Below are 22332 nucleotides of genomic sequence, written 5' to 3'. Positions count from 1 at the left end.
CCGCGACTCCATTGAAACTGCTTCGCAAACCCAAGCCCAATCCCAACCAGCTTTCGCTGCAACTGGATTTGTTCGCTCCGGAGCCGGAGCAGGGACAGTCGCCCGCGCAACAGATTACCCCGATCCAGGATCCCGGCCCGGCCTTGCCGTCGCCGACGCTGCAGCCGCCGCTGATCGTCACGCCCGCACCGGTGGTGCATGCCGCGCCGCTGCCGCCCCCGGTCCTCGCGCCGCCCACCACGTTGGTGCCGCCGCCGAGCGGCCGCCCGGCCGACGGCAAACGCCGCATCCAGCTGGGCGAACACACATTGGATTACGCGCTGCTGCGCTCCAAGCGCAGCACCATCGGTTTCCTGGTGAGCGACGAAGGGCTGCGCGTGACCTCGCCCAAATGGGTGACGCTGGCCGAGATCGAAAACGCCATCCGCGAAAAGCAGCGCTGGATCCTGGCCAAGCTCAATGAGCGCCGCGAGCGCTCGGCACGCCGCCTGCAACCGCAGATGCAATGGCGCGACGGCGCCACGCTGCCCTACCTGGGCGCCGACATCACGCTGCGCATCCGCGCCGGCCAACGGGCCGCGGTCTATCTCGACGAGGATGCGCGCGAGCTGAACGTAAGCCTGCCCGCCGACGCCGGCGAGCAGCAATTGAAGGACCGCGTGCAAGGCTGGCTGCAGGCGCGCGCCGAAGAACTGTTCGGCAAGCGCCTGATTGTCTACGCCGAAAAGCTCGGCGTCACCTACCGCTCCTACGCGCTGTCTTCGGCCACCACGCAATGGGGCTCATGCACCGCCGACGGCCGCATCCGCCTGAACTGGCGCCTGATGCACTTCGCCCTGCCGCTGATCGATTATGTGATCGCGCATGAGCTGGCGCACCTGCGCGAGATGAACCACAGCCCGCGCTTCTGGGCCACGGTGCAATCGATCTTCCCCGAATTCGAGCTGGCCAAGAAAGCGCTGCGCGACAGCGCGCCGGAAACCCTGCCGATCTTCTGATCGCAGGCGATCGCGTACAAGCCCCAAACGGAACCGTAAAAAACAAGAGCCCGCAAGCGGGCTCAATGGATACGGCGCCTGCGCATCGGAACCGGGTATCGCTTTCGCCTCTCCCCATCCCCTGCGCCTGCGATCACTGCATCACTTCTTGTGTTCGATGAACTCGACCTTGTAGCCGTCCGGGTCGGTGACAAAGGCAATCACCGTGGCGCCGCCCTTGACCGGGCCGGCTTCACGCGTGACATTGCCGCCGGCTGCCTTGACGGCTTCGCAGGCCTTGTACGCGTCTTCCACTGAAATGGCGATGTGGCCGTAGGCGGTGCCCATCTCGTACTTGTCGACGCCGTGGTTATAGGTCAGCTCCAGCTCCGCATGGTCGGGGTTGGAACCATAGCCCAGGAACGCCAGCGTGTATTTGTACTCGGTGTTTTCCGACGTGCGCAGAAGCTTCATGCCAAGCACTCTGGTGTAGAAATCGATGGAGCGTTGCAGGTCGCCGACTCGCAGCATGGTATGGAGAATTCGCATGTGTGCCTCAAAATGTTGCTGGGTAAGGCCCGTATTGTAGACGCACTGAATGTTTCGTGCCCCGCGCCCTCCCGCTGAAGGCATCCCGTACCCGCGATCCTGAGTGCCAAACAAAAAAGCCCCGGCCGAACCCGACCGGGGCACCAAGGCCTGCGTCCTCACCAGACACAGGCCGGACGGACTTGCATATCAGGATGGCTTTTATACGCCGCCATGTTAGGCGACGCGGCCTGCCGCGTCAGGGACTGGCACTTATGTTGCAAGCCGCTCAACAGTTCGCTGGAAGACCTGACGCAAACATGGTGCAAGACAAGCGAATCGATTTACACTAGAACCAAAAGCAAAAACGAAAGACGACGTCGGCTACGCCAAAAGATCGATGATCGCGACTCCTTGAAACCTGCGGGTTTCTCAAAAACGAGGGGGATCCAATCCGAGCAGTGAAGCACATGCGCAGCCCGCCGCGGCCGCGCATCGCCTGTGCGCGCACGCCCGAACCACGATCCTCCGGATTTGCAAGGATAGTGAGAGATGGATCGATTTACGATAATGAAAAGTTTCGTCCTGGTGGTGGAGGCCAACAGCTTTTCGACGGCGGCACGTACGCTACGCCTGTCGCGCGCGCTGGTGTCGCGGCATATTGCGGACCTGGAAGAACAGGTGGGAACGCGCCTGCTGAACCGCACCACGCGTTCGGTCACGCTGACCAAGGCCGGCACCAGCCATTACGAATTCTGCCGCCGCATCCTGCATGAACTGACGGTCGAAGAAGAGGAACTGCGCGGGCTGCGCGAACGGGCCGAGGGCTCGCTGAGCATCGTGTCGCCGAAATGGATCGGCAGCCTCGACCTGGGCGATGCCATCGCCTCCTTCGCCGCCGAGCATCCGCTGATCAAGGTCAAGCTGGACCTTGGCGGCGTCTCGGACCGCACGCATGAGTTCCTCGGCTCCGGCCATGAGATCGCCTTCCAGACCAAGTACCTGCGCGACTCGTCGGTGATGGTAAAAAAGATGGCGATGCTGCAATTCGTGATCTGTGCCGCGCCCTCCTATCTGGCGCGTTCGCGCCGTCCGCTGGAGCCGCGCGACCTGACCGAGCACCAATGCCTGGTCCACACCAACGACCCCATCTGGCATTTCACCCACGAAGAAGAAAACCTGCGCGTCAAACCCGAGAATGTCGCCTTCTACTCCAACACCTTCCTGGTGCTGCAAAAGGCGGCGGTGCGCGGCATGGGCATCGCCATGCTGCCGATGCGCTCCATCCTGCGCGAGGTGCAGGCGGGCGAACTGGAAATCATCCTGCCGCAGTTCACCGTGTCCGACCGGCCGCTGTATGCGGTGTATGCGCCGGGCGGCCAGCGCATCCGCAAGATCCAGTGCTTCCTGGATTTCATTTCACAGTGGTACAGCCAACCGGCCGAGATGGCCTGACGGCCCACGCAAACGGCAACGGCAACGGCAGCGCCGACATTGCCTCGTCACCTCAATGGTTGGGCGCCACGACTGCAGGCGCAGCGTGTTCATGGCTTCCTGCGCGTTGCGCAGGGCCGCTGGCCGACACGCCGGCTTGTCCTTGCATCGGCAAGGCATCCCCGCCAGCCAATACCTTTGCCTGCGCCGCCGGCTTCAACAGGAAGCGCGCCAGCGCCGGCAACAGCACCAGGGCGCCGATCATGTTCACGATGAACATGAACGCCAGCAGAATCCCCATGTCGGCCTGGAACTTGATCGGCGAGAAAGCCCAGGTCGCCACGCCCAGCGCCAGCGTTACGCCGGTCAGCATCACCACGCGGCCGGTAAACAGCAGCGCCTGATAGTAAGCCTGCGCCAGCGGCCGCCCTTGCCGCATCTGCGCCAGGATGATACTCAACACATACAGCGCGTAGTCCACGCCGATACCCACCCCCAATGCCACCACCGGCAGGGTCGCCACTTTCAGGCCGATGCCGAGCCATACCATCAGCGCTTCGGCCAGGATCGACGTCAGCGCCAGCGGGATAATGGCGCATGCCACCGCGCGCCATGAGCGGAAGGTGAAATAAGCCAATGCCACCACGGCGGCATAGACCAGCAACAGCATCTCATGGTTGGCCTGCTCCACCACGGCGTTGGTCGCCGCTTCGAAACCGGCATTGCCGGCGGCCAGCAGGAACTTCACATCGCCGCTGTCGTTCTCTTTGGCGAAGGCCTCCACTTCCGCGCTCACGCGACGCAAGGTCGCCGCCTTGTGGTCGGTCAGGTAGACCTGCACCTGCAGCAGGGAAAAATCCGAATTCACCAGATTGCGCGGCGCACGCGAGCTGGCCGTATTGAGCGCCGCCTGGTTCGGTTGCAGCTCATACCAGCGCGGGTTGCCTTCGTTCATCGCCACCGCCGTCTGCCGCGCCAGCGAGGCGACCGATTGCGTGGTTTCCACCCCGGGGACCTGGCGCAAGCGCCATTCGAGATCATCCACCCGTTCCAGCACGGCGTGCTTCATCGCGCCTTGTACCGGCGTACGAACCATCACCACCATCACGTCGCTGCTGGTGCTGTAATGCCTGGTGAGATAGGCATTGTCGAGGTTGTAGCGCGACTGCGGACGCAACTCCGGCGCCCCGGCATCGAGATCGCCAACCTGCAACATCCGGCTGGCGTGCAAGCCCAGGGCTCCCAGCAGCAGGGCCACCGCCATCGCGCCGATTGCCCAGCGCGTCTGCGTGAATTTGCAAAGGAAGGTCCATAAGGTGCGGCGGCCTTCCGCATTGCTGTCAGCCAGTGCCGCCCGCCGCGCCGCACGCTGGCTAACGCCGGTATAGCTCAACAGCACCGGCAGCACGATCAGGTTGGTGAACACCAGGATCGCCACGCCCAGGCTGGCGGTGATCGCCAGGCGACGAATGGACTGGATGTCGAGCATCATCAGCACCGCAAAGCCGACCGCGTCACACGCCAATGCGGTGAAACCGGCGGTAAACAGGCGGCGGAAAGTGTAGCGTGCCGCCACCAGCTTCGGCATGCCGCGGCCGATGTCCTGCATGATGCCGTTCATCTTTTGCGCGCCGTGGCTCATGCCGATGGCAAACACCAGGAACGGCACCAGCACCGCATACGGATCGAGCGCATAACCGAGGATCGGCAAGAAGCCGAGCTGCCACGCCACGGCCACCAGTGAACAGGCCATCACCAGCAGCGTGCTGCGCAGGCAGCGGGTATACCAGAAGACGATCACGGCCGCGATCGATGCGGCCAGGCCGAAGAAGGCCAGTACTTCCAGCAGGCCGGAGAGCAAGTCGCCAGCCACCTTGGCGAAGCCGGTGATGTGGATCTCGGTCGCGCCGGTGTTGTACTTGGCGCGCAGCTTTTCCAGTTGCTGCGACAGCGCGGCATAGTCCAGCTCATGTCCGTCTTCGTCGCGCTCGGCCAGCGGCACGATCAATGCGCTGGACTGGAAATCGCGCGACACCAGTTGGCCGACCTCCCCTGAACGTTCGATGTTCAGGCGCACGCGCTGCAAGGCGGCGGGCGACCCGTCGTAATCGTCGGGGATCACGGTGCCGCCTTCGAAGCCGCGTTCGGTGACGGCGGTCCAGCGCGTCGACGGCGTCCACAGCGACTTGAGCTGGCCGCGCACCACGCCGGGCAGCAGGAACACGTCATCGTTGATCTGGCGCAGCGTGGCCAGGTAACGCGCATCGAGCACGCTGCCGCTGCCCTTGTGCTCGACCACAATGCGCAGGCTGTTGGCCTGCGACACCAGTTTCTTGCGTTCGGCCAGATAGTTCTGCAAGTAAGGGTGGTTCAGCGGCAGCATGCCGTCGAAGCTGGCATTGGGCACGATGCGGCTGGCCTGCCAACCCAACAGCACCGTCACCAGCAGGCAAAGCGCCAGCAGCCAGCGGCGGTAGCCGAACACGAAGCGCTCCAGGCGGTTGCCGGAGTTCGGATCGAAAGGGATATTGTCGTGAGGCGTGGTGTTCATGGGGTAACGGTGTTCGTGGTGGAGGCGCGCGCGGTGCCCTCAGGCGCGGCATCGAAGCTGCCGGTCTCCATGCGCAGCAAGCCGCGCGTGCCGACCAGCACCAATGCGCCATCCGGCGCCAGCGTCGCGCCGGTGAAGGGGAAACGGTTTTTCATCGGCAACACGAAAAAGGTCTGCCCCTGGTCGCGGCTGACGATCACCTGTCCCGCCGCGCCGAGCAGGAGCACCGTCTCATCCGGCAATTGCAAGGCGGCCAGGAGCGAAGCGTCCACCGGCGTTTGCAGCTCCACCCACGGTGCGCCGGGTTGCTCGCTGCGGTAGACCTTGCCGCGCAGGCCGAACAGCATCAGCGCGCCGCGCTTGAGCGCCACGCCGCCGAACAGGCTGCCGCCGGTGGGCGAATCCTGTGCGGCAAACGGCGCCCCCGGTGCGGCGGCGCGCAGCAGCAAGCCTTGTTCTCCGAACAGGTATTGTTCCTGCCGGCGTCCGACGATGCCGTAGATGGTGGAACCGTTCGGATTGGGCAAGTTCTTCATGTGCGCCTGCCAGCTGCGACCGCCATCGGCGCTGGAAAACGCCAGGCCGTACGCGCCCACCACCAGCACCGAACCGTCGGGACGCAGGCTGATGTCCAGGAAGGGCTTGTCGGCGCCCTCGTCCACCAGGCGCTGGGCATCTTCCAGCAGCAGGTTCAGCGGATGTTCGGCATCGGCCGGGTCGGGCTTGACGGCATCCCAGGCCTGCTGCGCCGCCTGCTCGGCCAGCGCGGCGGCGGCCTGGCCATCGAGCACGCGGGTCCAGCTGGCGCCGCCATCGACAGAACGCAAGACCACTCCCATGTTGCCGACGGCCCAGCCCTCTCGCGCATTGGCAAAGCGCAGTGCGGTCAGGGTCACGCTGACCGGCACCCGCGCTTGCGTCCAATGCCGGCCGGCATCGTCGGAATAGATGACCAGGCCGCGCTCGCCGGCCGCGACCAGCCGGTTGCCCACGCGTTCGATCGCCAGCAGGTTGGCCTGGGTGGGATGGGCGACGGCAAGCGCGGGACGCTGCAATGCCGCCGGCAACGTTCCGGCAACCGGGGCCGCAGCTCCCCAGCCGCAGGCCAGCGCGGCCAGCCAGGCGACGGCCGTGCGCTGCAGCTTGATGGACAAGAACAGCCTCATGTCAACGCACACCGCTGCTGGCCAGGGAGCTCGACGTGAAGCGCGTCAGTTGCTTGCTGTCGAAGTCCTGGTACGAGACCCCGCCGGTTTCATTGATCGCCGCGGCATACACCCAGCCGCCGGTAAGCAGGTCGAACCAGGTATAGCTCAGGGTGCTGGCCGATGGCTCATCCCCCGCCAGCAGGGTGAAGGCCTGGCCGGTCTTCCACAGCTTGCCTTGCGCATCCCAGGTATCGGCCAGCACTGCTTGCCAGGTGTCTTCATCCAGGTACAGGCGGCGCTTGGCGGCGACGTTGCGCTTGCCATCGCGCAGCGTGGCTTCCAGCACCCATACGCGGTGCAGCTCCCAACGCACGGCATCGGGGTTGAGCGTCCCCTTGCCGATCACATCGTTGACCGGTTTCAGGAACAGGCCATTGTTGTTGTACGGGATGTAGATCTCGCGCTTGCCGACCAGCTTGACCTGGTAGCGATCCTGCGCGCCGATGAACAGGTTGACGTCGTCGAAGTTGGCCAGGCCGGCCGCCGATGCGTCGGGCGTGTCGTACACCAGCGAAGGCGACTTGCGCACCCGGCGCTGGCCCGGCACGTATTGCCAGCCGTCCTTGGGCTTGGTGTAGTTGTCGACATAGTCGATGGTCATCATGGCCTGGCCGGCATTGGCCGGCGGCTCGGTGATGTCCAGCCGGGCACGCGCCCATTCGCCGCTGAAGCTTTCGGCCTTGCCCTTCATGTCGTAGTAGGGATAGGCCAGGCTGGTGCGCTGGCGGTTGGTCAGGATGCGCTCGCCGCTGGCGGTCATGACGTATTTGTCGGCGGTGAAACTGGTGAGCTGGCCGCGGTAGCTCAGCATGTGGTTCCACAGCGCCTCATGCCCGTTCTTCGGCACCGGGAACGGAATGCCGCCATAGGCGCCTTCCACCGTCAGGCCGTCGTTGGTCAGCTTGGCGCGGGTGGCGTTCTGCGCGACGGCATCGTAGATCGCTTGCGTGAACACGGCGCTGCGGTGGGTCGGATAGACGTCTACCCGCATGCCCGGCCACTTGGCCAGCAGCGCCTTGGTGCCGTCGGTAAGCTTGTCGCCATGTTGCGCGGCGTTGGCAGCGGTGATCGACACCACCGGCTTTTCCGCGGCGAACGGATCCGGGCGCCTGTTGTTGGCGCCGGGCGGCGTGGCGATTGCCTTGCCGTCCCAGGCGGGGATGCTGCCGTCCTTGTTGGCGGCGCGCTCGGCGCCATACGGCGTCAGCGCTCCGGACTTGAGGTTGGGGGCGCCTTGTGCCGCGGCGTCTGCCATGCCCAAGCCTGCCGCCAGGCCGAGCGCCAGCCATGCGCTGGTGATGTTGAAAAGGGGCGCGTTCATTGCTTGTATCTCCTTGGTTGTTCTTTGGGTGAATCAGAAGCTGGCTTGCAGGCTGAACCGCATGTAGTCGCGGTCAAGCAGCGGCTGTGTGCTGCTGTTGCCCAGATAGGTGATCAGCGAGAGGTTGGCGGTCCACTTGTTGAGGTACACGCCGGTCAGGCCGATGATGAATTCGCCGCCGTGGTCCGGGCTGCCAGAGAACGGGAATGCGGTGTCGATCACCGACTTGCCCTTGAACGACCAGCCGAGGTTGACCGGCAAACTCATATCCAGCCCCGAAGCCACCTGGTACCAGGTCGGGGTGAATACGATGCGTCCGCCGTAGCTGGTCTTGTTGAGCGTGGTATCGACCTTGTCGCCGTTGCGGTCGACGCTGTTGAGGTGGTTGCCCGACAGCTCGCCCACCACGCTGGCGCCATCCCACAACGACGAAGCGCCGGTGACCATGGTGGTCGACAGGTTCAGGTGCGTGGTGCGGCCGGTGGGATATGGCACGTTGCTGGCCAGCCAGCTGCTGCTGGCGCCGGCCGGAAGGACCACCGTCCCCGAGCGCGCCACCAGCGGCTGGCCGAAGCGCATCGACGCTTCCAGGCCGATGTTGGCGATGCCGACCAGGCGCGAGATGCTGGCGCCAACGGCGCGCACGTTATTCGGCACTGCCAGGTAATAACGGCTGCTGGCGGCCTGCGTGACCACCTGGGTCGAGGTGTCGTTGTAGCGGATCGCATAGAACCCCAGGTCGGCGTCGAGCATTTCGCTGCGCGTATTGAGCGCCAGGCCGAAGTTGTTGGGCAACGCGCCCTTGACCATGCCGGCGTATTTCAGCTTCAGCGGGCCGGCGTAAATCGATTCGGCGCCGTCGCCCAGCATGTCGGTCGAACTCAGGTAGCTGCCGGCCGGATGCAGGCGCGTCGGGCGATACTTGAACTGGTAATAGGCCTCGACGCTGGTGTCTTCGGTGAGCTGCAGCGTGCCCGACAATTGCGGCACGGGGATCGTGGTTTCCTTGGCCTGGGCGCCGGGGATCGACAACTTGTACAGGTCGATCGGGGCCATGCCCTTGGCGATGCCGTTCATCCCGAAAAACAGGGTCGTCCCCCAGATCAGCGAATGTTGGCCGAGACGATAGGACAGCGTGGAATCGCCGAGCTGGTTCTTGCCGAACACAAACCAGTCGAGCATTTCGGCATTGTTGCCGGCAATGCGCCTGGTCTCGCCGGAGAACTGGTTGTAAGGCGAATTGACGTTGTTGGAACTCGAAGGCGACGTGTTGGCGGTGCCGCTGTTGTAGACCGTGTCGTACCAGGCGGCGCCGGACAGGCGCAGGCCGAAGCCATCCTTCTGGATATCGAACTCGGACAATAAGTCGACCCGGTTCGAGATCAGCCCCTTGTTGAAATTGCGGTCGCCGTCATCGTTGTTGACCTTGGCCGCGCCGGAGATCAATGCCGCATCGGGTGAATTGAGGCGATAGCCGGCGCTGTACTTGACCGTGTTATCCCAACGCACCTGCCAGTCGCCGCCGGGGTTGAGATCCATCGCACTGGCCGAGGCGCCGGCCATGAGCGTGCCGACCATTGCGGTCAGGGTTTTCAGCGAGGCGCGCTTTTTTGCGGGCGCAGTTGTCCTTGCATGCTTTTTCATGTGTGTCTCCCGAAATTTTTTGTTGTAGGTGTGTGCTGCTGAGGTGCGCCAAGAGGAGCCTCCTTTAGCGCATGTCCTGACGGGACATCGAATCAATTCTTGCGGGCGCGCTTGATGCCTTGTGTGCATGCAGTGCGCTCGGCGACGGGGTCGCCGCCGATTCCGCCTATTGCGCCGGCGTCAGGCTATCCGGCCTGCCCCCGGCCGCCTGCCCCGATTGCGACCTTCTGCGTGGTCTCCATGCTTTGCCTCCTTTTTTTTTGACAATCGGCCACTGCGACGTGGAACCGGGCGAGTCTTGCGCCATGGCCAATGCCATCGGGTAGCAATATGCACGCAGAGAAGATTGTTGTGACAGACCTACAAACTATGTTGCAGATTATTTGACAATGGGAAGGCGCCAAGGAAAGGGCAACAGCGCGTGCAAAACGCACGCCGATGGCAAAAACGGGGGGATTTCAGCTGTCCTCGCCATACATACGACAACCATGGCGCAGGCAAGAAAACGTCGTTGCACATGCACAACGACGGAAGAGATTGCGCCTGCCCGACAACAGGCATGCACAAAAAATAGGCACAACATGTATGCCCGGGCGGGGGAACTTCAGTCTTGCCGGTCCAGGTTGCCCTGCATGATCTTGAGCAATGCGACCAGTTCACCACATTGTTTTTCCGACAATCCTTCGACTGCCTGCTCCAGGATCCGGGATCCGGTCTTTTTCAACTGGCGCTGCAACGCCCGGCCTTCCTTGCTGAGCTGCAAGCGCACGGAACGACGGTCTTGCGCATCCTCCCTCGCCTCCAGATAGCCCTTGTCGCGCAAGCCGCGGATCAGCCGTGTCAGCTGGGCCTTGTCGCGCCCGGAATGCGCCACCAGGTCGCTCAGCGTGGCGTCGGGGTGCTGCGCAAAGTAATCCAGCACGCGGCTTTCCATATGCGTGATGCCGCGCTCGTCCTCGCGGAAAACCTGGGAGCGGCTGGCGCGGTACAGGTGCATGACCGTATGGATGGCCTCAAAGACCTTATCGGCATCAGGTGATTGGTTGACTTTATCAACTTGATTTTTCATAATGGTAGACATTATCAACTAAATAGGCTTCCTATGGATACCATCAATACAACATCGCGCGCGGTACAACGTGTGCGCCATGACATCAAATTCCGCGATGTCGCCGTAGCGCGCATCCACCAGACCGGCGCCAACATGCTGAGCATCACTTTCAAGGGCGAGGCCTTGTCGGATTTCGTTTCGCTGTCGTTTGACGACCATGTCAAGTTCGTCTTTCCGGATGCCGGCGGCGTGCCGGTCCGGCGCGACTATACGCCAACCGATTATGACAAGCAACGCGGCGAAGTCACGCTGGAATTTGCCTTGCATGCCGAAGGCGCCGCCACCGACTGGGCGCGCCGGGCCAAGGTCGGCATGACGGCGGTGATCGCCGGGCCGCGCGGCTCCATGATCATCCCCGCCGATTACGACTGGCACCTGCTGGTGGGCGACCTGTCTTCCTTGCCGGCGATCAGCCGCCGCCTCAAGGAGCTGCCGGCAGGCACGCGCGTGCAGGCGGTCATCGAGATTGCCCACATGGGCGATATCCGCCAGTTCGACAGCCAGGCGCAAGTCGATGTGAGATGGGTGACCAGCGGCGCCGAAGCCTTGGCCGACATCCGCGCATTGCAGTTGCCGGCTGGCGAGGGTTATGTCTGGGGCGCGGGCGAAGCGGCGACGATGACCCAACTGCGCGCCTTGCTGCTCAACGAAAAGCAGCATCCCAAGGACGCCATGCGCATTTCTTCCTATTGGAAACGCGGCGCCTCCGATTTCCACGAAAAGCTGGACCAGTAAGCTCCCCCCACGTTAGCGCGGCAGGCATGCCTTTCCCCAGCCCGTGCTGACCCCGTCCAGGAATTGGGCGACATCGCCGCTACCTTCCCTTCCCCTGCGACACTCGCGGTCCGGGATTCCCCGGAGACGCTCCCAAAAGCCTCCCCCCAAAGCCTTCCGAATGACGAAAAGTACCAGTGAATTTAACTTTTGTTTAATGACATGCCCTGGTCTTGTCACTATCCTTTCGAAGCGTTTCGGGCATTGCGGGAGAGGAAGCATCGGCGGGTGAAACAGCCTGGCGTCCGGCATCCCTCACGGAGAGAGCCCATGCGTGCATGAATACAGAATTAACAATAATGACGAGGAGCATTTCATGGATCGCAGACAAACCCTTCGCCTGCTGGGTTCGGCCGCACTGGCAACGCAGTTGCCGCTGGCGGGGCTGGCGCGGGCGCAAACCCCGGTCGCCAAGGGCATCCCGAACAAGGGCGTGCTGCTGATGAACCGCATCGCCCCATCCGTATCGGAGCTGTATATCGCCAACCTGGATGGGAGCAACGAGCGCAAGCTGCTGGTCGACAGCGTCTATGAATACAACGCCAGCCTGTCGCCGGACGGCAAGTGGCTGCTGTTCACCTCCGAACGCCGCGGCGACGGCCAGTCCGACATCTATCGCGCACGCCCGGACGGCACCGATATTTCCCCGGTGGTCGTGACCGACTCCATGGACGACGCCGGCGTGCTTTCCCCGGACGGCGCCACGCTGGCCTTCGTCTCCACCCGCAATGGCTACCGCGCCAACATCTGGCTGCAGGACCTCCTGACCGGCCACCTGAAACAGTTGACCGGCGTGGGCGAGGTGCGCGGCAAGGAAGGCAAGCCGGACTGCTATTTCCGTCCGTCGTGGTCGCCCGATGGCCAATGGATCGCGTTCTCCAGCGACCGCAATACCGAATGGACCGGCCACGACCAGGGGCAAGGCTGGGAGCACACGCAAGAACTCAGCATCTACATCATCCGCCCGGACGGCACGGGCTTTCGCAAGGTGGCCTCCAAGCCCGGCTACTGCCTCGGCTCGCCGAGCTGGTCGCCGGATGGCAAGCGGATCGTATTCTATGAAATGACCGTCGAGGCGACCTGGGGCGCCCGCCGCCCGAACTATTACGGCAAGGCGTATTCGCAAATCGTCTCGGTCGACGTCGCCAACGGCCAGCGCATCGAACACACCACCGGCACCGACCTGAAGCTGCAGCCGCAGTTCATCGGCGATAGCGAGATCGGCTACCTGATCAAGTACGGCCCGAACGAAGGCCTGGCGTACACTTCCGGCCGCGCACCGTTGAAGCAGACCTTCATCCGCTCGCCCAGCTGGACGGCCGACGGCAAGTCCGTGATCTATGAAAAGGTCTCTTTCAAGCCGGTGCGCCCGCTGCTCAAGCCCTTGTTCAGCTGGGATCCGGAATGGGAATACCGCCACATCGACGTCTACCCGCAGATGTCGAAAGATGGCTGGATCGTATTCACCGACAAGCAACTGGGCAACAGCTCGATCTACATCATGCGCGCGGACGGTTCGCAAAAACGCAAGGTGTTCGAATCGTCGGGCCACGGCCTGAACGAAGCCAAGGTGCGCATGGGCCTGGCCGGCGCATTCCAGCCATCGTGGTCGCCGGATGGCGAGTGGATCACCTTCGGCCTGGGCTACTGGTTCACTGAACGCAACACCATGACTGCCGCCGTCTGGCGCGTGCGCCGCGATGGCAGCGGCGCGGAACAGTTGACCGATGGCACCATCCATTCGGGCTTCCCCAGCTATTCGGCCGACGGCAAGGAAATCGTCTACCGCGCCTGGAGCGACAAGGAAAAGGGCTTGCGCGTGCTCAGCCTGGCGACCCGCACTTCGCGCGTGCTGACCGACGGGCAAGACAACCTGCCGGGCTGGTCGCCGGATGGCCAGCGCATCGTCTTCACCCGCAAGCGCGAAGACGGCAACTACGACGTCTACACCATCCGCCCGGACGGCACCGGCCTGTTCCGCTGCACCGACCACGAATCCAGCGACGGCCACGCCGTGTGGACGGCGGATGGACGCATCATGTGGAGCGGTTCGCAACATGGCTTTCGCGATGAAGCGGCGCTGTACGACCAGACCTTCCAGCAATACGGCCAGATCTACATCATGAACGCCGACGGCACCGACAAGCGCATCCTGACCGACAGCCGCTGGGAAGACTCCATGCCGCTGTATGTGCCTAACGCCAAATAGTTGCTGTACGGACGGGCCGCCTGAGGGCGGCTCCGCTGGTTGATCCAGTTCGGCCGGAGCATTGCGCTCCGGCCGTTTTTGCTTGCGCGGCGCCACTGGAGCGGAAAAAAGAATGGAACGATCGCAGGCCTGGATATCCATGAAGTAAAATGGCATTAACCCACAATATTATGAAACTAGCTCATACATTATGTTGGAACGCATCCATTTATCCATCGTCCAGGAAGTCGAACGACAAGGTTCGCTGACCGCCGCCGCCCAGATTCTGTGCGTCACGCAATCGGCGCTGAGCCACAGCATGAAGAAACTGGAACAGCAACTGGGCACCGACATCTGGCTGCGCGAGGGGCGCAGCCTGCGGCTCACGCAGGCCGGGCAATACCTGCTGGCCGTGGCCAACCGCGTGCTGCCGCAGCTGGATCTGGCCGAGGACAGGCTGCGCCAGTTCGCCCAGGGCGAGCGCGGCGCATTGCGCATCGGCATGGAATGCCATCCTTGCTACCAATGGCTGTTGAAGGTGGTGTCGCCTTATCTGGAGACATGGCCGGATGTGGATGTGGACGTGAAACAGAAATTCCAGTTCGGCGGCATCGGCGCGCTGTTCGGCTATGAGATCGACCTGCTGGTCACGCCGGACCCGCTGTACAAGCCCGGCCTGGTCTTCGAGCCGGTCTTCGATTACGAACAGGTGCTGGTCGTGGCCGGTAACCATAAGCTGGCCGGCGCCGCTTATGTGAAACCGCAGCAACTGATGAGCGAAGTGCTGGTCACCTATCCCGTTCCGACCGACCGCCTGGATATCTACAATCAATTCCTGTCGCCGGCGGGCATCACGCCCAGGCGGCACAAGGCCATCGAAACCACCGACATCATGATGCAGATGGTCGCCAGCGGACGCGGCGTCGCCGCCCTGCCGCGCTGGCTGGTGGAAGAGTACGCCAGCAAGATGGACGTGGCGCCGGTGCGCCTGGGCAAGCACGGCATCGCCAAGCAGATCTTCCTCGGCGCGCGCGAAACCGAAGTCGGCATCGATTACCTGCATGCTTTCATCGAACTGGCGCGAAGCGCTGGCGCCTGAACCTCGATCCCAGACGCACAATGAAGAACGGGCAAGCTGCGAAGCTTGCCCGTTCTTTCCTCAAGACTGCGATTTAGCGCATCGCTTAACGGCCGTAGTAGTACGGACGGTCATCATAGCGGTAGGAGCGCACTTCGGTGCGTTCTACGTAACGCACCGGACGCGGCGCGTAATAGCGCGGTTGCTCGTAGTACACGGGCTGCGGCGCCTGGTAATAAACCGGCTGCGGCGGGGCTTGGTAGTACACCTGTTGCGGAGGAGCCTGGTACACCGGCTGGGCCGGAACCGAATTGGCGATCAGCGAACCGATGGCGACCGCGCCAATGATGCCGGCAGCGATGGCGACGCCGTTATTGCCGCCGTGGTCACGCGCCATGGCTGGCGCGCTGACGACAGCTGCCGATGCGAGAAGGGTGGTTGCGATCAGAACCGTTGCGATTTTTTTGCTGGCCATGATTGGCTCCTGTCTAATAAGTCCGCTAAGTTGTCGCGGCACGATTCAACTATATGTCAGCAAATCTCGAAATACATCGATTCTGAAACTTGGTTACAGTTCTTACGAGTCGCGCCCCGAATGTGACTATTTGCAACCGGATATGCACAAAGGCGGGGATTTTCAGGTCTTGCGGCCGCCCAGTAGATTGGCCAGCGCCACGAACTGCGCCACCGGCACCGCTTCCGGGCGCGCCTGCGGATCGACGCCGGCCTGGCGCAATTCGTCTTCGCTGAACAAACCCGCCACGCAGTTGCGGATCACCTTGCGGCGCTGGGAGAAGGCCTTGGTGACCACCTGCGCCAGCAAATTCTCATCGCAGGGCATGGGCTGCGCCAGCGGGATCATGCGGACAATGGCCGAATCCACCTTCGGCGGCGGGTCGAATGCGGTGGGCGGCACCACGAACAGCAATTCCATGTGATAACGCCATTGCAGCATCACCGAAAGGCGCCCGTAAGCCTTGCCGCCCGGTTCGGCCACCATGCGTTCCACCACTTCCTTTTGCAGCATGAAATGCTGGTCGCGCACCTGCGGCGCGATGCTCGCCAGATGGAACAGCAAGGGGCTGGAAATGTTGTACGGCAGGTTGCCGACCACCCGCAGCTTGTGCCCGTCAGGCACCGGGATACTGCCGAAATCGAACTTCAATGCGTCGGCCGAATGCACCGTCAGGCGCGCCGGGTCGAAACGTTTTTGCAGGCGCTCGACCAGGTCGCGGTCGAGCTCGACCACGTGCAGGTGCTTGAGGGAGTCCAGCAGCAGGGAAGTCATCGCCGCCAGGCCGGGGCCGATTTCGACCATGGCGTCGCCCGGCTGGGGCTCGATGCAACGGATGATGTCGTACAGGACGGTGTCGTCGGTCAGGAAGTTCTGGCCGAAACGTTTGCGGGGGATGTGTTTCATAGCTTGCCTTGGTTGCGCGCCATCTCGGCGGCGGCGCGGATCGCCACCGCCATGCTGCCGTGGTCGGCATGGCCCAGCCCGCGCGCGGCCAGGTCCAGTGCGGTGCCGTGGTCGACCGAGGTGCGGATCAGCGGCAGGCCCAGCGTGATATTGATGCCGTGGCCGAAGCTGGCGAACTTGAGCACCGGCAGGCCCTGGTCGTGGTACATCGCCAGCACGCAGTCGGCGTCTTCCAGGTACTTGGGCTGGAACAGCGTATCGGCCGGATACGGCCCGCGCGCATCGATGCCGCGCTGCTGCGCCGCCTGCAGCGCCGGTGCGATGACCTCGATTTCCTCGCGGCCGAGATAGCCGTTTTCGCCGGCATGCGGGTTCAGCCCGGTCACCAGGATGCGCGGCGCGGCGATGCCGAACTTGGCGCGCAGGTCGGCCTGGAGGATATCCAGCGTGCACGCCAGGCTGTCGCCGGTGATGGCGGCCGGTACGTCCTTCAAGGCCAGGTGGGTAGTCGCCAGCGCCACGCGCAAATGCGGCGCATGTGACGTGGCTGCACCGGCCAGCATCATCACCACGTGTGGCGTGTGCGTGGCTGCGGCCAGGTATTCGGTATGGCCGGTGAACGCCACGCCGGCATCGTTGATGGTGCTCTTTTGCAGCGGCGCGGTGACGATCGCGGCAAAGCTGCCGTTCATCGCCCCTTCGACCGCCAGATCCAGCGCCTGCAGCACGGCGCGGCCATTGCGCGCATCGAGCTGGCCGGGGCGCACCGGTTCGGCCACCGGGCAATCGATGACGCTCAGGCAATCGGCCGGGAAGTCCGGCAAGCCGCTATTGCGCCAGGCCTGTATCGACAATGCGGCGACCCGCATTTGCGGGTCGATACCCTGCGCGGTTTGCGCCAGCAAGGCGGCATCGCCCAACAGTACGCAACGCATTTCAGCGCGCAACTCCCAGGCCGCGCGCAGCGAAATTTCGGGGCCGATGCCTGCCGGTTCGCCGCAGGTGAGCGCGATGATGGGTCGATTCATGGCGTTGGAAATCCCTCGTCAAAAAAGCAAGAGCCGGCGCCAGGGCCGGCTTCTTGCTGGTGTCGCATGCTGGCGACGCCAGATGCGCAGGCGCGCGGCGCCGTTTGCAACGGGCGCCGCGCACTGGCGGCATCAGTCGTCGTTACGGTACTCGACATAGGCGCGGTCGCGGATCTGGCGCATCCAGTCTTCGGTGGCCTCATCGATCTTGCGTTCGCGGATGGCCTGGCGGGCCGCCTGGCGGGTACGCTCCTTGGAAGCGTCGTCGGTCTTGCGCTCAACCACCTGGATCAGGTGGAAGCCGAACGGCGATTCGATCGGCTGGCTGACTTCGCCCGGTTTCAACTGGTCCATCGCACGCTCGAACTCGGGCACGGTATCGCCCGGGTACACCCAGCCCAGGTCGCCGCCCTTGGCGGCCGACAGGTCGTTCGAATACAGCTTGGCCAGCTCTTCGAAGGAGGCCGAACCGTGGTCCAGGCGCTCCTTCAGTTCGGTCAGCTTGCGCTTGGCGTCGGCCGCGGTGACCACCTGGTTGACCTTGATCAGGATGTGGCGCACATGGGTCTGCTGGACTGCCGGCGCGGCGGCTTGCTGGTTGCCGGCGGCGCGGCGGCCGACCAGCTTCAGGATGTGGAAGCCGTTGCCGCTCTTGAGGAGCGCGCTGACCTGCCCGTCCTGCAGCTGGGACACGCCGTCCAGGAACAGTTGCGGCAGGCGCTCGGCCGGACGCCAGCCGAGGTCGCCGCCGGTCAGGGCATCCGCGGCGTCGGAGTAGGTCGCGGCCGTCTTGGCGAAGTCGGCGCCGGTCTTCAACTGGCGCAGCACGTCTTCGGCCCGCTCGCGGCGCGCGGCCAGTTGTTCCGGCGAGGCGTTCTCGGGCACGCGGATCAGGATCTGGGCGATGTCCAGCTCCTGGTGCTCGCCGCCGGCATTGGCTTCAGCGGCCAGGTAGTTGTCGATTTCGGATTCGGTCACGGTGACCTTGTTGTCGACTTCACGCTCGCGCAGGCGCTGGCTCAGGATTTCACGCCGGATTTCCTCGCGGAAGGTTGCGTAGACCAGGCCTTCCTTTTCCAGGCGGGTGCGGAATTCCGGCATCGACATCTTGTTCTGCTCGGCGATTCGCTGCATGGCGCGGTCCAGCATGGCGTCATCGACCACGATGCCGCTTTCCTTGGCCATCTGCGCCTGGGCGCGCTCGACAATCATGCGCTCGACCAGTTGGCGCACCAATTGATTGCGCGGAGGCACTTGCGCGTTCTGCGCAGCCATGCGCTGTTCGACGCTGGCCAGGCGATCGGCCACTTCCTGGCGCGTGATGACCTCGTTGTTGACCACCACCATGATGGAGTCGACCGGCCTGGGTTCCTGGGATGCGCGGGAGGCTGGGGCTTGAGCCGGCGCCATCGCGGGCGGCGTCGCCACCGGCGCGGCCGCCGCAGGCCTGGTTGCAGCAGGCTTGGCCGCAGGCGCCGCGGCCGGCTTGGCGGGCGCCTGTTGCTCCATTTCCGACGGTGCAACCGGGATGATGGTCGCCGCAAACTGCGCCTGCGCATTGCTGATCACGCCAAGCATGCACAGCAGCGCGGTCACTGTTTTGGTTTTCGCGAGGAGTGGAGTACGCATATTACGCATGGATAAGCACTTGGGTCAGGAAAGGGTTAGAAGTTGTCGTTCGCGGTGCTGTCAGGCAAATTCACGTTCTGATAGCCGGGAACGCTGCTCTTGATCGCATCCAACGGATTGGAGCCGATCTTCGAGAAACCGTTGAGTTCCAACTGTAAAAAGAAACCGGTCGACGCCTTGGTGGAGGAAGTCGGGATCCGCTGCGCCACCACGCGGAATACCCAGCAGTCGGCCTTGTATTCCATGCCCAGCAGGCCTTCGGCCACGGTCTTGTCGGGAATCGAGTAGTTGATGCGGCCCACAGCATACCAGCGTTGCGACACCGGCCATTGTCCGGAGACGTCAACCTGCTTGAGCGGATCCAGCAAACCGGTGTAGGGATTCACATAAGTGCGGTCCAACCGGTATTGCAGGTTCAGCACGCGCTTGGGCGCCGGTTGCCAGCGCACGCCGAAGGTGGAGCGCACCATCTGGCGCAGGGTCTCGCTGTACTGCACCGAGCTGTCGGTCGAGAACTCCTTGGAGATCTGTCCGCCCAGCGCCAGCAGCAAGTCGGATTTGCTGCCCAGCGTGGTCGAGGTAGTGCCGCTGAGGGCGACCTTGGGGTCGGCGAAGTAATAGCGCTGCCCCACCGCCATGCGCAGGCGCTCCAGGCCGTTTTCCTCAATCAGGCGCGAGGTGACGGCGGCGGTCAGCTGGTTGGCGTCGCTGATGCGGTCATGGCCGGAGAAGCGGTTCTCGCTGAAGATCTGCGCGAAGTTGAAGTCGGCCAGGCCCGAATCGAAATTCGGCAGCTGCGACTGGTCGCGGTACGGCGTGCGCACATAGAACAAGCGCGGCTCCAGGGTCTGGGTCATGCTGCGGCCGAGCAGCGTCGATTCGCGCTCGAAGACCAGGCCGGAGTCCAGCGACACCGTCGGCAGCGTACGCGAGAAGCTGGTGGGCTGCCCCACGCCGACGTTGTTGAGGCGATAGCTGGTGGCGTCCAGCGTCAGCTTGGGCGTGATGAAGTAGCCCGGGCGCACCCACGGATAGGCCACCGTCTGCGTGATGAAGCCGCGATCGCCGCCGATCAGGTCGCCGCTGGAGAAGCGCGTGAAGTCGGCCGTGGTGGTGAAGTCGAAACCGCCGACATCGTAGCGGCTGCCGGTGAATACGATCTGCGGCACACGGTCGTAAGGCTTGGTGATCGGATTGTCCACGTCCTGCAGCAACTGGTACTTGGAAACGTGCCCGTACAGGCTCCAGTAGGTACTGGAATAGGTCAGGCTGACGTCGCGCGTGAGCAGGCGCTGGGTACTGGCCGTGATCGAATGGGCAAAGTCCGACGGGTAGTCGTTATCGGACGCCTTGTTCACGTTCCAGGCCAGGGTCAACCCCGGCGCCAGGGTCTGGTTATGGATCGACGACAGCGAATAGCGCCCGGTACCGGTCACCTGGTCCTGGATCCCCTCGACATAAGTCGTGCCGGAATAGGTGTCGCCCAGATAACGGGTCTCGGCGCCCATTTGCAAGCCTCGACGCGCGATGTACTTGGGGTACAGCGTCAGGTCATAGTTGGGCGCCAGGTTGAAATAGTAAGGCACCGACAACTCGGCGCCGCCGGTCGAGGTCATGCCGTAGGTCGGCGGCAGCACGCCGGATTTGCGCTCGCCCGACAACGGGAACGACATCCAGGGCGAGCCGAGGATGGGCACGTCCTTGAAGTACAGCACGCCGCCCCGCATGATGCCGACATCGCGTCCGCTATCGAGGTCCATGGTGTTGGCGCGCAGGTACCAGTCCGGATCGGTCGCTTCACAGGTGCTGTAGGTGCCCTGCGTCACTTCCGCCTGGTCGTTGGACAGGAAATCGATGCGCTCGGCCTTGCCGCGCCCGCCATTCTTGCCGATCAGGTAAGTCGGATTGGTCACGAAACCGGCGCCGGACTCCATGTTCATCTGCGCATGGTCGCCGGTATATTGGTCTTGCAGCCGCTGCATCCATACGTGGCCGGTGGCCTCGACTTCATCCTGGATGATGCGGTATTCCGCGCGGTCGGCCTTGATGATGGTGCGGCCCTTGACCACTTCGACGTCCCGCTCCAGGTTCACCTGGCGGTCGGGGCGGCCGGTCATCTGCTCGGCGCTCACGTTGACGGGAGCATTCTGGTCGTCGGCTGGCGCCGCAGCCGGCTTGGGCGCGGTCATCTGCGCATGCACCGCGAGCGGCAGCAAACCGGAGGCGGATGCCACCACCGCCGACGAAAGCAGGCGCGCCAACCGCCAATTGACAGTGCGTTCAGAGAGAGACTTGGAAAACCGGATCATGAAAAGAGTGGCAAGACACCGTGCAGGCGGATTTTTTGAAGTTAATCCCTTATTATATGGGAACTCAACCACATCAAACGAATTCCTCAGATAGTTCATGTCTTCCCCAAGTTCTTCCCCCGATCGCCGTTTATCCGATTTGCAAGCCTGGCTCGATACCCTCGCCGCCACCCCGGCGCTGTCTTCCACCTTGCGCCCGGCATCGGCCGATGCCAGCTTTCGCCGCTATTTCCGGGTGGACACGCCGGACGGCGGCAGCGCCATCGTGATGGATGCGCCGCCGCCGCAAGAAGATGTGCGCCCCTTCATCCATGTCGCCGGCCTGTTCGGCGCCACCGGCGTCACGGTGCCGAAGATCCTGGCGCAGGACATCGAGCGCGGCTTCCTGCTGCTCACCGACCTGGGCTCGACCACCTATCTGCACCAGCTCACCGCAGGCAGCGCGCCCAAACTATACATGGATGCGATCGAAGCCTTGATACTTTTACAAGCGCAAAGCCGGCCCGACGTCCTGCCCGAGTACGACCGCCCGCTGCTGCTGCGCGAACTGGAACTGTTCCGCGAATGGTATATCGGCCGCCACCTGGGCGTGACGCTGAGCGACAAACAGAACGCGGTGCTGACCAAGACCTTCGACGCCATCCTGGCCAACAACCTGGCGCAACCGCAGGTCTACGTGCACCGCGACTACCATTCGCGCAACCTGATGGTGCTGCCCACGGGCAACCCCGGCATCCTGGATTTCCAGGACGCGGTCTACGGCCCCATCACCTACGACCTGGTCTCGCTGCTGCGCGACGCCTACATCCAGTGGGACGAGGAGCTGGTGCTGGACTGGGCCATCCGCTACTGGGAAAAGGCGCGCCGCGCCGGCCTGCCGGTGGCGCCGGACATCGACAGCTTCTACCGCGACTTCGAGTGGATGGGCCTGCAGCGCCACCTCAAGGTGCTGGGCATCTTCGCCCGCCTGTACCACCGCGACGGCAAGGACGGCTACCTGAAGGACATGCCGCTGGTCATGGAATACACGCTCAAGACCGCGCGCCGCTACGTGGCCTTCACCCCGCTGGTGCGCCTGATCGAAAAGCTGGAGCAGGATCACGCGCCGAAGTTCGGCTATACCTTCTGAAGA

Annotated in this window: 17 protein-coding genes; 6 read left to right on the top strand and 11 right to left on the bottom strand. The window is 63.5% G+C overall.

Annotated features, from left to right (window positions below; translation table 11 throughout):
* The first annotated feature begins 11 nt into the window (after window positions 1-11).
* Complete coding sequence (locus AC07N6_RS03150) at window positions 12-998, top strand: M48 family metallopeptidase (protein WP_494780860.1); 987 nt, start codon at window positions 12-14, stop codon at window positions 996-998.
* Between the two features lie 141 nt (window positions 999-1139).
* On the opposite strand, the gene gloA is transcribed toward AC07N6_RS03150, so the two are convergent.
* A complete protein-coding gene (gloA, locus tag AC07N6_RS03145) occupies window positions 1140-1526 on the bottom strand; it encodes a lactoylglutathione lyase (protein WP_050468214.1) in 387 nt (128 codons plus the stop codon).
* 549 nt (window positions 1527-2075) lie between these two features.
* Between gloA and AC07N6_RS03140 the strand changes: the two genes are divergently transcribed.
* A complete protein-coding gene (locus tag AC07N6_RS03140; RefSeq protein ID WP_494780859.1) occupies window positions 2076-2960 on the top strand; it encodes a LysR family transcriptional regulator in 885 nt (294 codons plus the stop codon).
* A gap of 52 nt (window positions 2961-3012) precedes the next feature.
* Here the strand turns inward: AC07N6_RS03140 and AC07N6_RS03135 are convergent, their stop codons facing one another.
* From AC07N6_RS03135 to AC07N6_RS03115, 5 genes are all read right to left on the bottom strand, one after another.
* Entirely contained in the window at window positions 3013-5490 is a 2478-nt protein-coding gene (locus tag AC07N6_RS03135) for an efflux RND transporter permease subunit (protein WP_494780858.1), read from the bottom strand.
* Window positions 5487-6656: a YCF48-related protein gene (locus tag AC07N6_RS03130; RefSeq protein ID WP_494786242.1), complete on the bottom strand. Its 1170-nt coding sequence runs from the start codon at window positions 6654-6656 to the stop codon at window positions 5487-5489. The genes AC07N6_RS03135 and AC07N6_RS03130 overlap by 4 nt, the downstream gene beginning before the upstream one ends.
* Before the next feature lies 1 nt (window position 6657).
* Window positions 6658-8019: a DUF1329 domain-containing protein gene (locus AC07N6_RS03125; RefSeq protein ID WP_494780856.1), complete on the bottom strand. Its 1362-nt coding sequence runs from the start codon at window positions 8017-8019 to the stop codon at window positions 6658-6660.
* Between the two features lie 33 nt (window positions 8020-8052).
* A complete protein-coding gene (locus tag AC07N6_RS03120) occupies window positions 8053-9663 on the bottom strand; it encodes a DUF1302 domain-containing protein (RefSeq protein WP_494780855.1) in 1611 nt (536 codons plus the stop codon).
* 604 nt (window positions 9664-10267) lie between these two features.
* Window positions 10268-10660, bottom strand: a complete 393-nt coding sequence (locus AC07N6_RS03115; RefSeq protein WP_494786241.1) for a MarR family winged helix-turn-helix transcriptional regulator — start codon at window positions 10658-10660, stop codon at window positions 10268-10270.
* Window positions 10661-10765: 105 nt separating this feature from the next.
* Here AC07N6_RS03115 and AC07N6_RS03110 point away from each other — a divergent pair, with 105 nt between their 5' ends.
* The 3 genes from AC07N6_RS03110 (at window position 10766) to AC07N6_RS03100 (ending at window position 14835) form a co-directional block, all read left to right on the top strand.
* The gene (locus AC07N6_RS03110) at window positions 10766-11509 is read left to right on the top strand and encodes a siderophore-interacting protein (protein ID WP_494780853.1); all 744 of its coding nucleotides are present in this window, start codon (window positions 10766-10768) and stop codon (window positions 11507-11509) included.
* 355 nt (window positions 11510-11864) lie between these two features.
* Window positions 11865-13757 carry a hypothetical protein gene (locus AC07N6_RS03105; RefSeq protein ID WP_494780852.1) on the top strand — a complete coding sequence of 631 codons (1893 nt, stop codon included), beginning with the start codon at window positions 11865-11867 and terminating at the stop codon, window positions 13755-13757.
* Between the two features lie 190 nt (window positions 13758-13947).
* Window positions 13948-14835, top strand: coding sequence for a LysR family transcriptional regulator (locus tag AC07N6_RS03100; RefSeq protein WP_494780851.1), 888 nt, complete (start codon window positions 13948-13950; stop codon window positions 14833-14835).
* Window positions 14836-14920: 85 nt separating this feature from the next.
* On the opposite strand, the gene AC07N6_RS03095 is transcribed toward AC07N6_RS03100, so the two are convergent.
* From AC07N6_RS03095 to AC07N6_RS03075, 5 genes are all read right to left on the bottom strand, one after another.
* A complete protein-coding gene (locus AC07N6_RS03095; protein WP_141913678.1) occupies window positions 14921-15289 on the bottom strand; it encodes a hypothetical protein in 369 nt (122 codons plus the stop codon).
* A gap of 162 nt (window positions 15290-15451) precedes the next feature.
* On the bottom strand, window positions 15452-16234 hold the full coding sequence (rsmA, locus tag AC07N6_RS03090) for a 16S rRNA (adenine(1518)-N(6)/adenine(1519)-N(6))-dimethyltransferase RsmA (protein WP_494780850.1): 783 nt from the start codon (window positions 16232-16234) through the stop codon (window positions 15452-15454).
* A complete protein-coding gene (gene pdxA, locus AC07N6_RS03085) occupies window positions 16231-17262 on the bottom strand; it encodes a 4-hydroxythreonine-4-phosphate dehydrogenase PdxA (protein WP_494780849.1) in 1032 nt (343 codons plus the stop codon). The genes rsmA and pdxA overlap by 4 nt, the downstream gene beginning before the upstream one ends.
* A gap of 132 nt (window positions 17263-17394) precedes the next feature.
* On the bottom strand, window positions 17395-18900 hold the full coding sequence (locus AC07N6_RS03080; protein ID WP_494780848.1) for a peptidylprolyl isomerase: 1506 nt from the start codon (window positions 18898-18900) through the stop codon (window positions 17395-17397).
* A 26-nt stretch (window positions 18901-18926) separates the two neighbouring features.
* Window positions 18927-21200 carry an LPS-assembly protein LptD gene (locus AC07N6_RS03075; RefSeq protein WP_494780847.1) on the bottom strand — a complete coding sequence of 758 codons (2274 nt, stop codon included), beginning with the start codon at window positions 21198-21200 and terminating at the stop codon, window positions 18927-18929.
* Window positions 21201-21297: 97 nt separating this feature from the next.
* Between AC07N6_RS03075 and AC07N6_RS03070 the strand changes: the two genes are divergently transcribed.
* Complete coding sequence (locus AC07N6_RS03070; RefSeq protein ID WP_494780846.1) at window positions 21298-22329, top strand: aminoglycoside phosphotransferase family protein; 1032 nt, start codon at window positions 21298-21300, stop codon at window positions 22327-22329.
* Window positions 22330-22332 lie beyond the last annotated feature (3 nt).

The organism is Herbaspirillum sp. GW821-FHT09A12, assembly GCF_059418325.1.
The sequence above is the reverse complement of the archived record's forward strand: the minus strand, read 5'-3'. Positions and strand labels throughout refer to the sequence as shown.

Coding starts and splice junctions, on each gene's coding strand:
- gloA (WP_050468214.1), bottom strand. CDS start 1,526: ATGCGAATTCTCCATACCATGCTGCGAGTCGGCGACCTGCAACGCTCC.
- AC07N6_RS03140 (WP_494780859.1), top strand. CDS start 2,076: ATGAAAAGTTTCGTCCTGGTGGTGGAGGCCAACAGCTTTTCGACGGCG.
- AC07N6_RS03135 (WP_494780858.1), bottom strand. CDS start 5,490: ATGAACACCACGCCTCACGACAATATCCCTTTCGATCCGAACTCCGGC.
- AC07N6_RS03130 (WP_494786242.1), bottom strand. CDS start 6,656: ATGAGGCTGTTCTTGTCCATCAAGCTGCAGCGCACGGCCGTCGCCTGG.
- AC07N6_RS03125 (WP_494780856.1), bottom strand. CDS start 8,019: ATGAACGCGCCCCTTTTCAACATCACCAGCGCATGGCTGGCGCTCGGC.
- AC07N6_RS03120 (WP_494780855.1), bottom strand. CDS start 9,663: ATGAAAAAGCATGCAAGGACAACTGCGCCCGCAAAAAAGCGCGCCTCG.
- AC07N6_RS03115 (WP_494786241.1), bottom strand. CDS start 10,660: ATGCACCTGTACCGCGCCAGCCGCTCCCAGGTTTTCCGCGAGGACGAG.
- AC07N6_RS03110 (WP_494780853.1), top strand. CDS start 10,766: ATGGATACCATCAATACAACATCGCGCGCGGTACAACGTGTGCGCCAT.
- AC07N6_RS03105 (WP_494780852.1), top strand. CDS start 11,865: ATGGATCGCAGACAAACCCTTCGCCTGCTGGGTTCGGCCGCACTGGCA.
- AC07N6_RS03100 (WP_494780851.1), top strand. CDS start 13,948: ATGTTGGAACGCATCCATTTATCCATCGTCCAGGAAGTCGAACGACAA.
- AC07N6_RS03095 (WP_141913678.1), bottom strand. CDS start 15,289: ATGGCCAGCAAAAAAATCGCAACGGTTCTGATCGCAACCACCCTTCTC.
- rsmA (WP_494780850.1), bottom strand. CDS start 16,234: ATGAAACACATCCCCCGCAAACGTTTCGGCCAGAACTTCCTGACCGAC.
- pdxA (WP_494780849.1), bottom strand. CDS start 17,262: ATGAATCGACCCATCATCGCGCTCACCTGCGGCGAACCGGCAGGCATC.
- AC07N6_RS03080 (WP_494780848.1), bottom strand. CDS start 18,900: ATGCGTAATATGCGTACTCCACTCCTCGCGAAAACCAAAACAGTGACC.
- AC07N6_RS03075 (WP_494780847.1), bottom strand. CDS start 21,200: ATGATCCGGTTTTCCAAGTCTCTCTCTGAACGCACTGTCAATTGGCGG.
- AC07N6_RS03070 (WP_494780846.1), top strand. CDS start 21,298: ATGTCTTCCCCAAGTTCTTCCCCCGATCGCCGTTTATCCGATTTGCAA.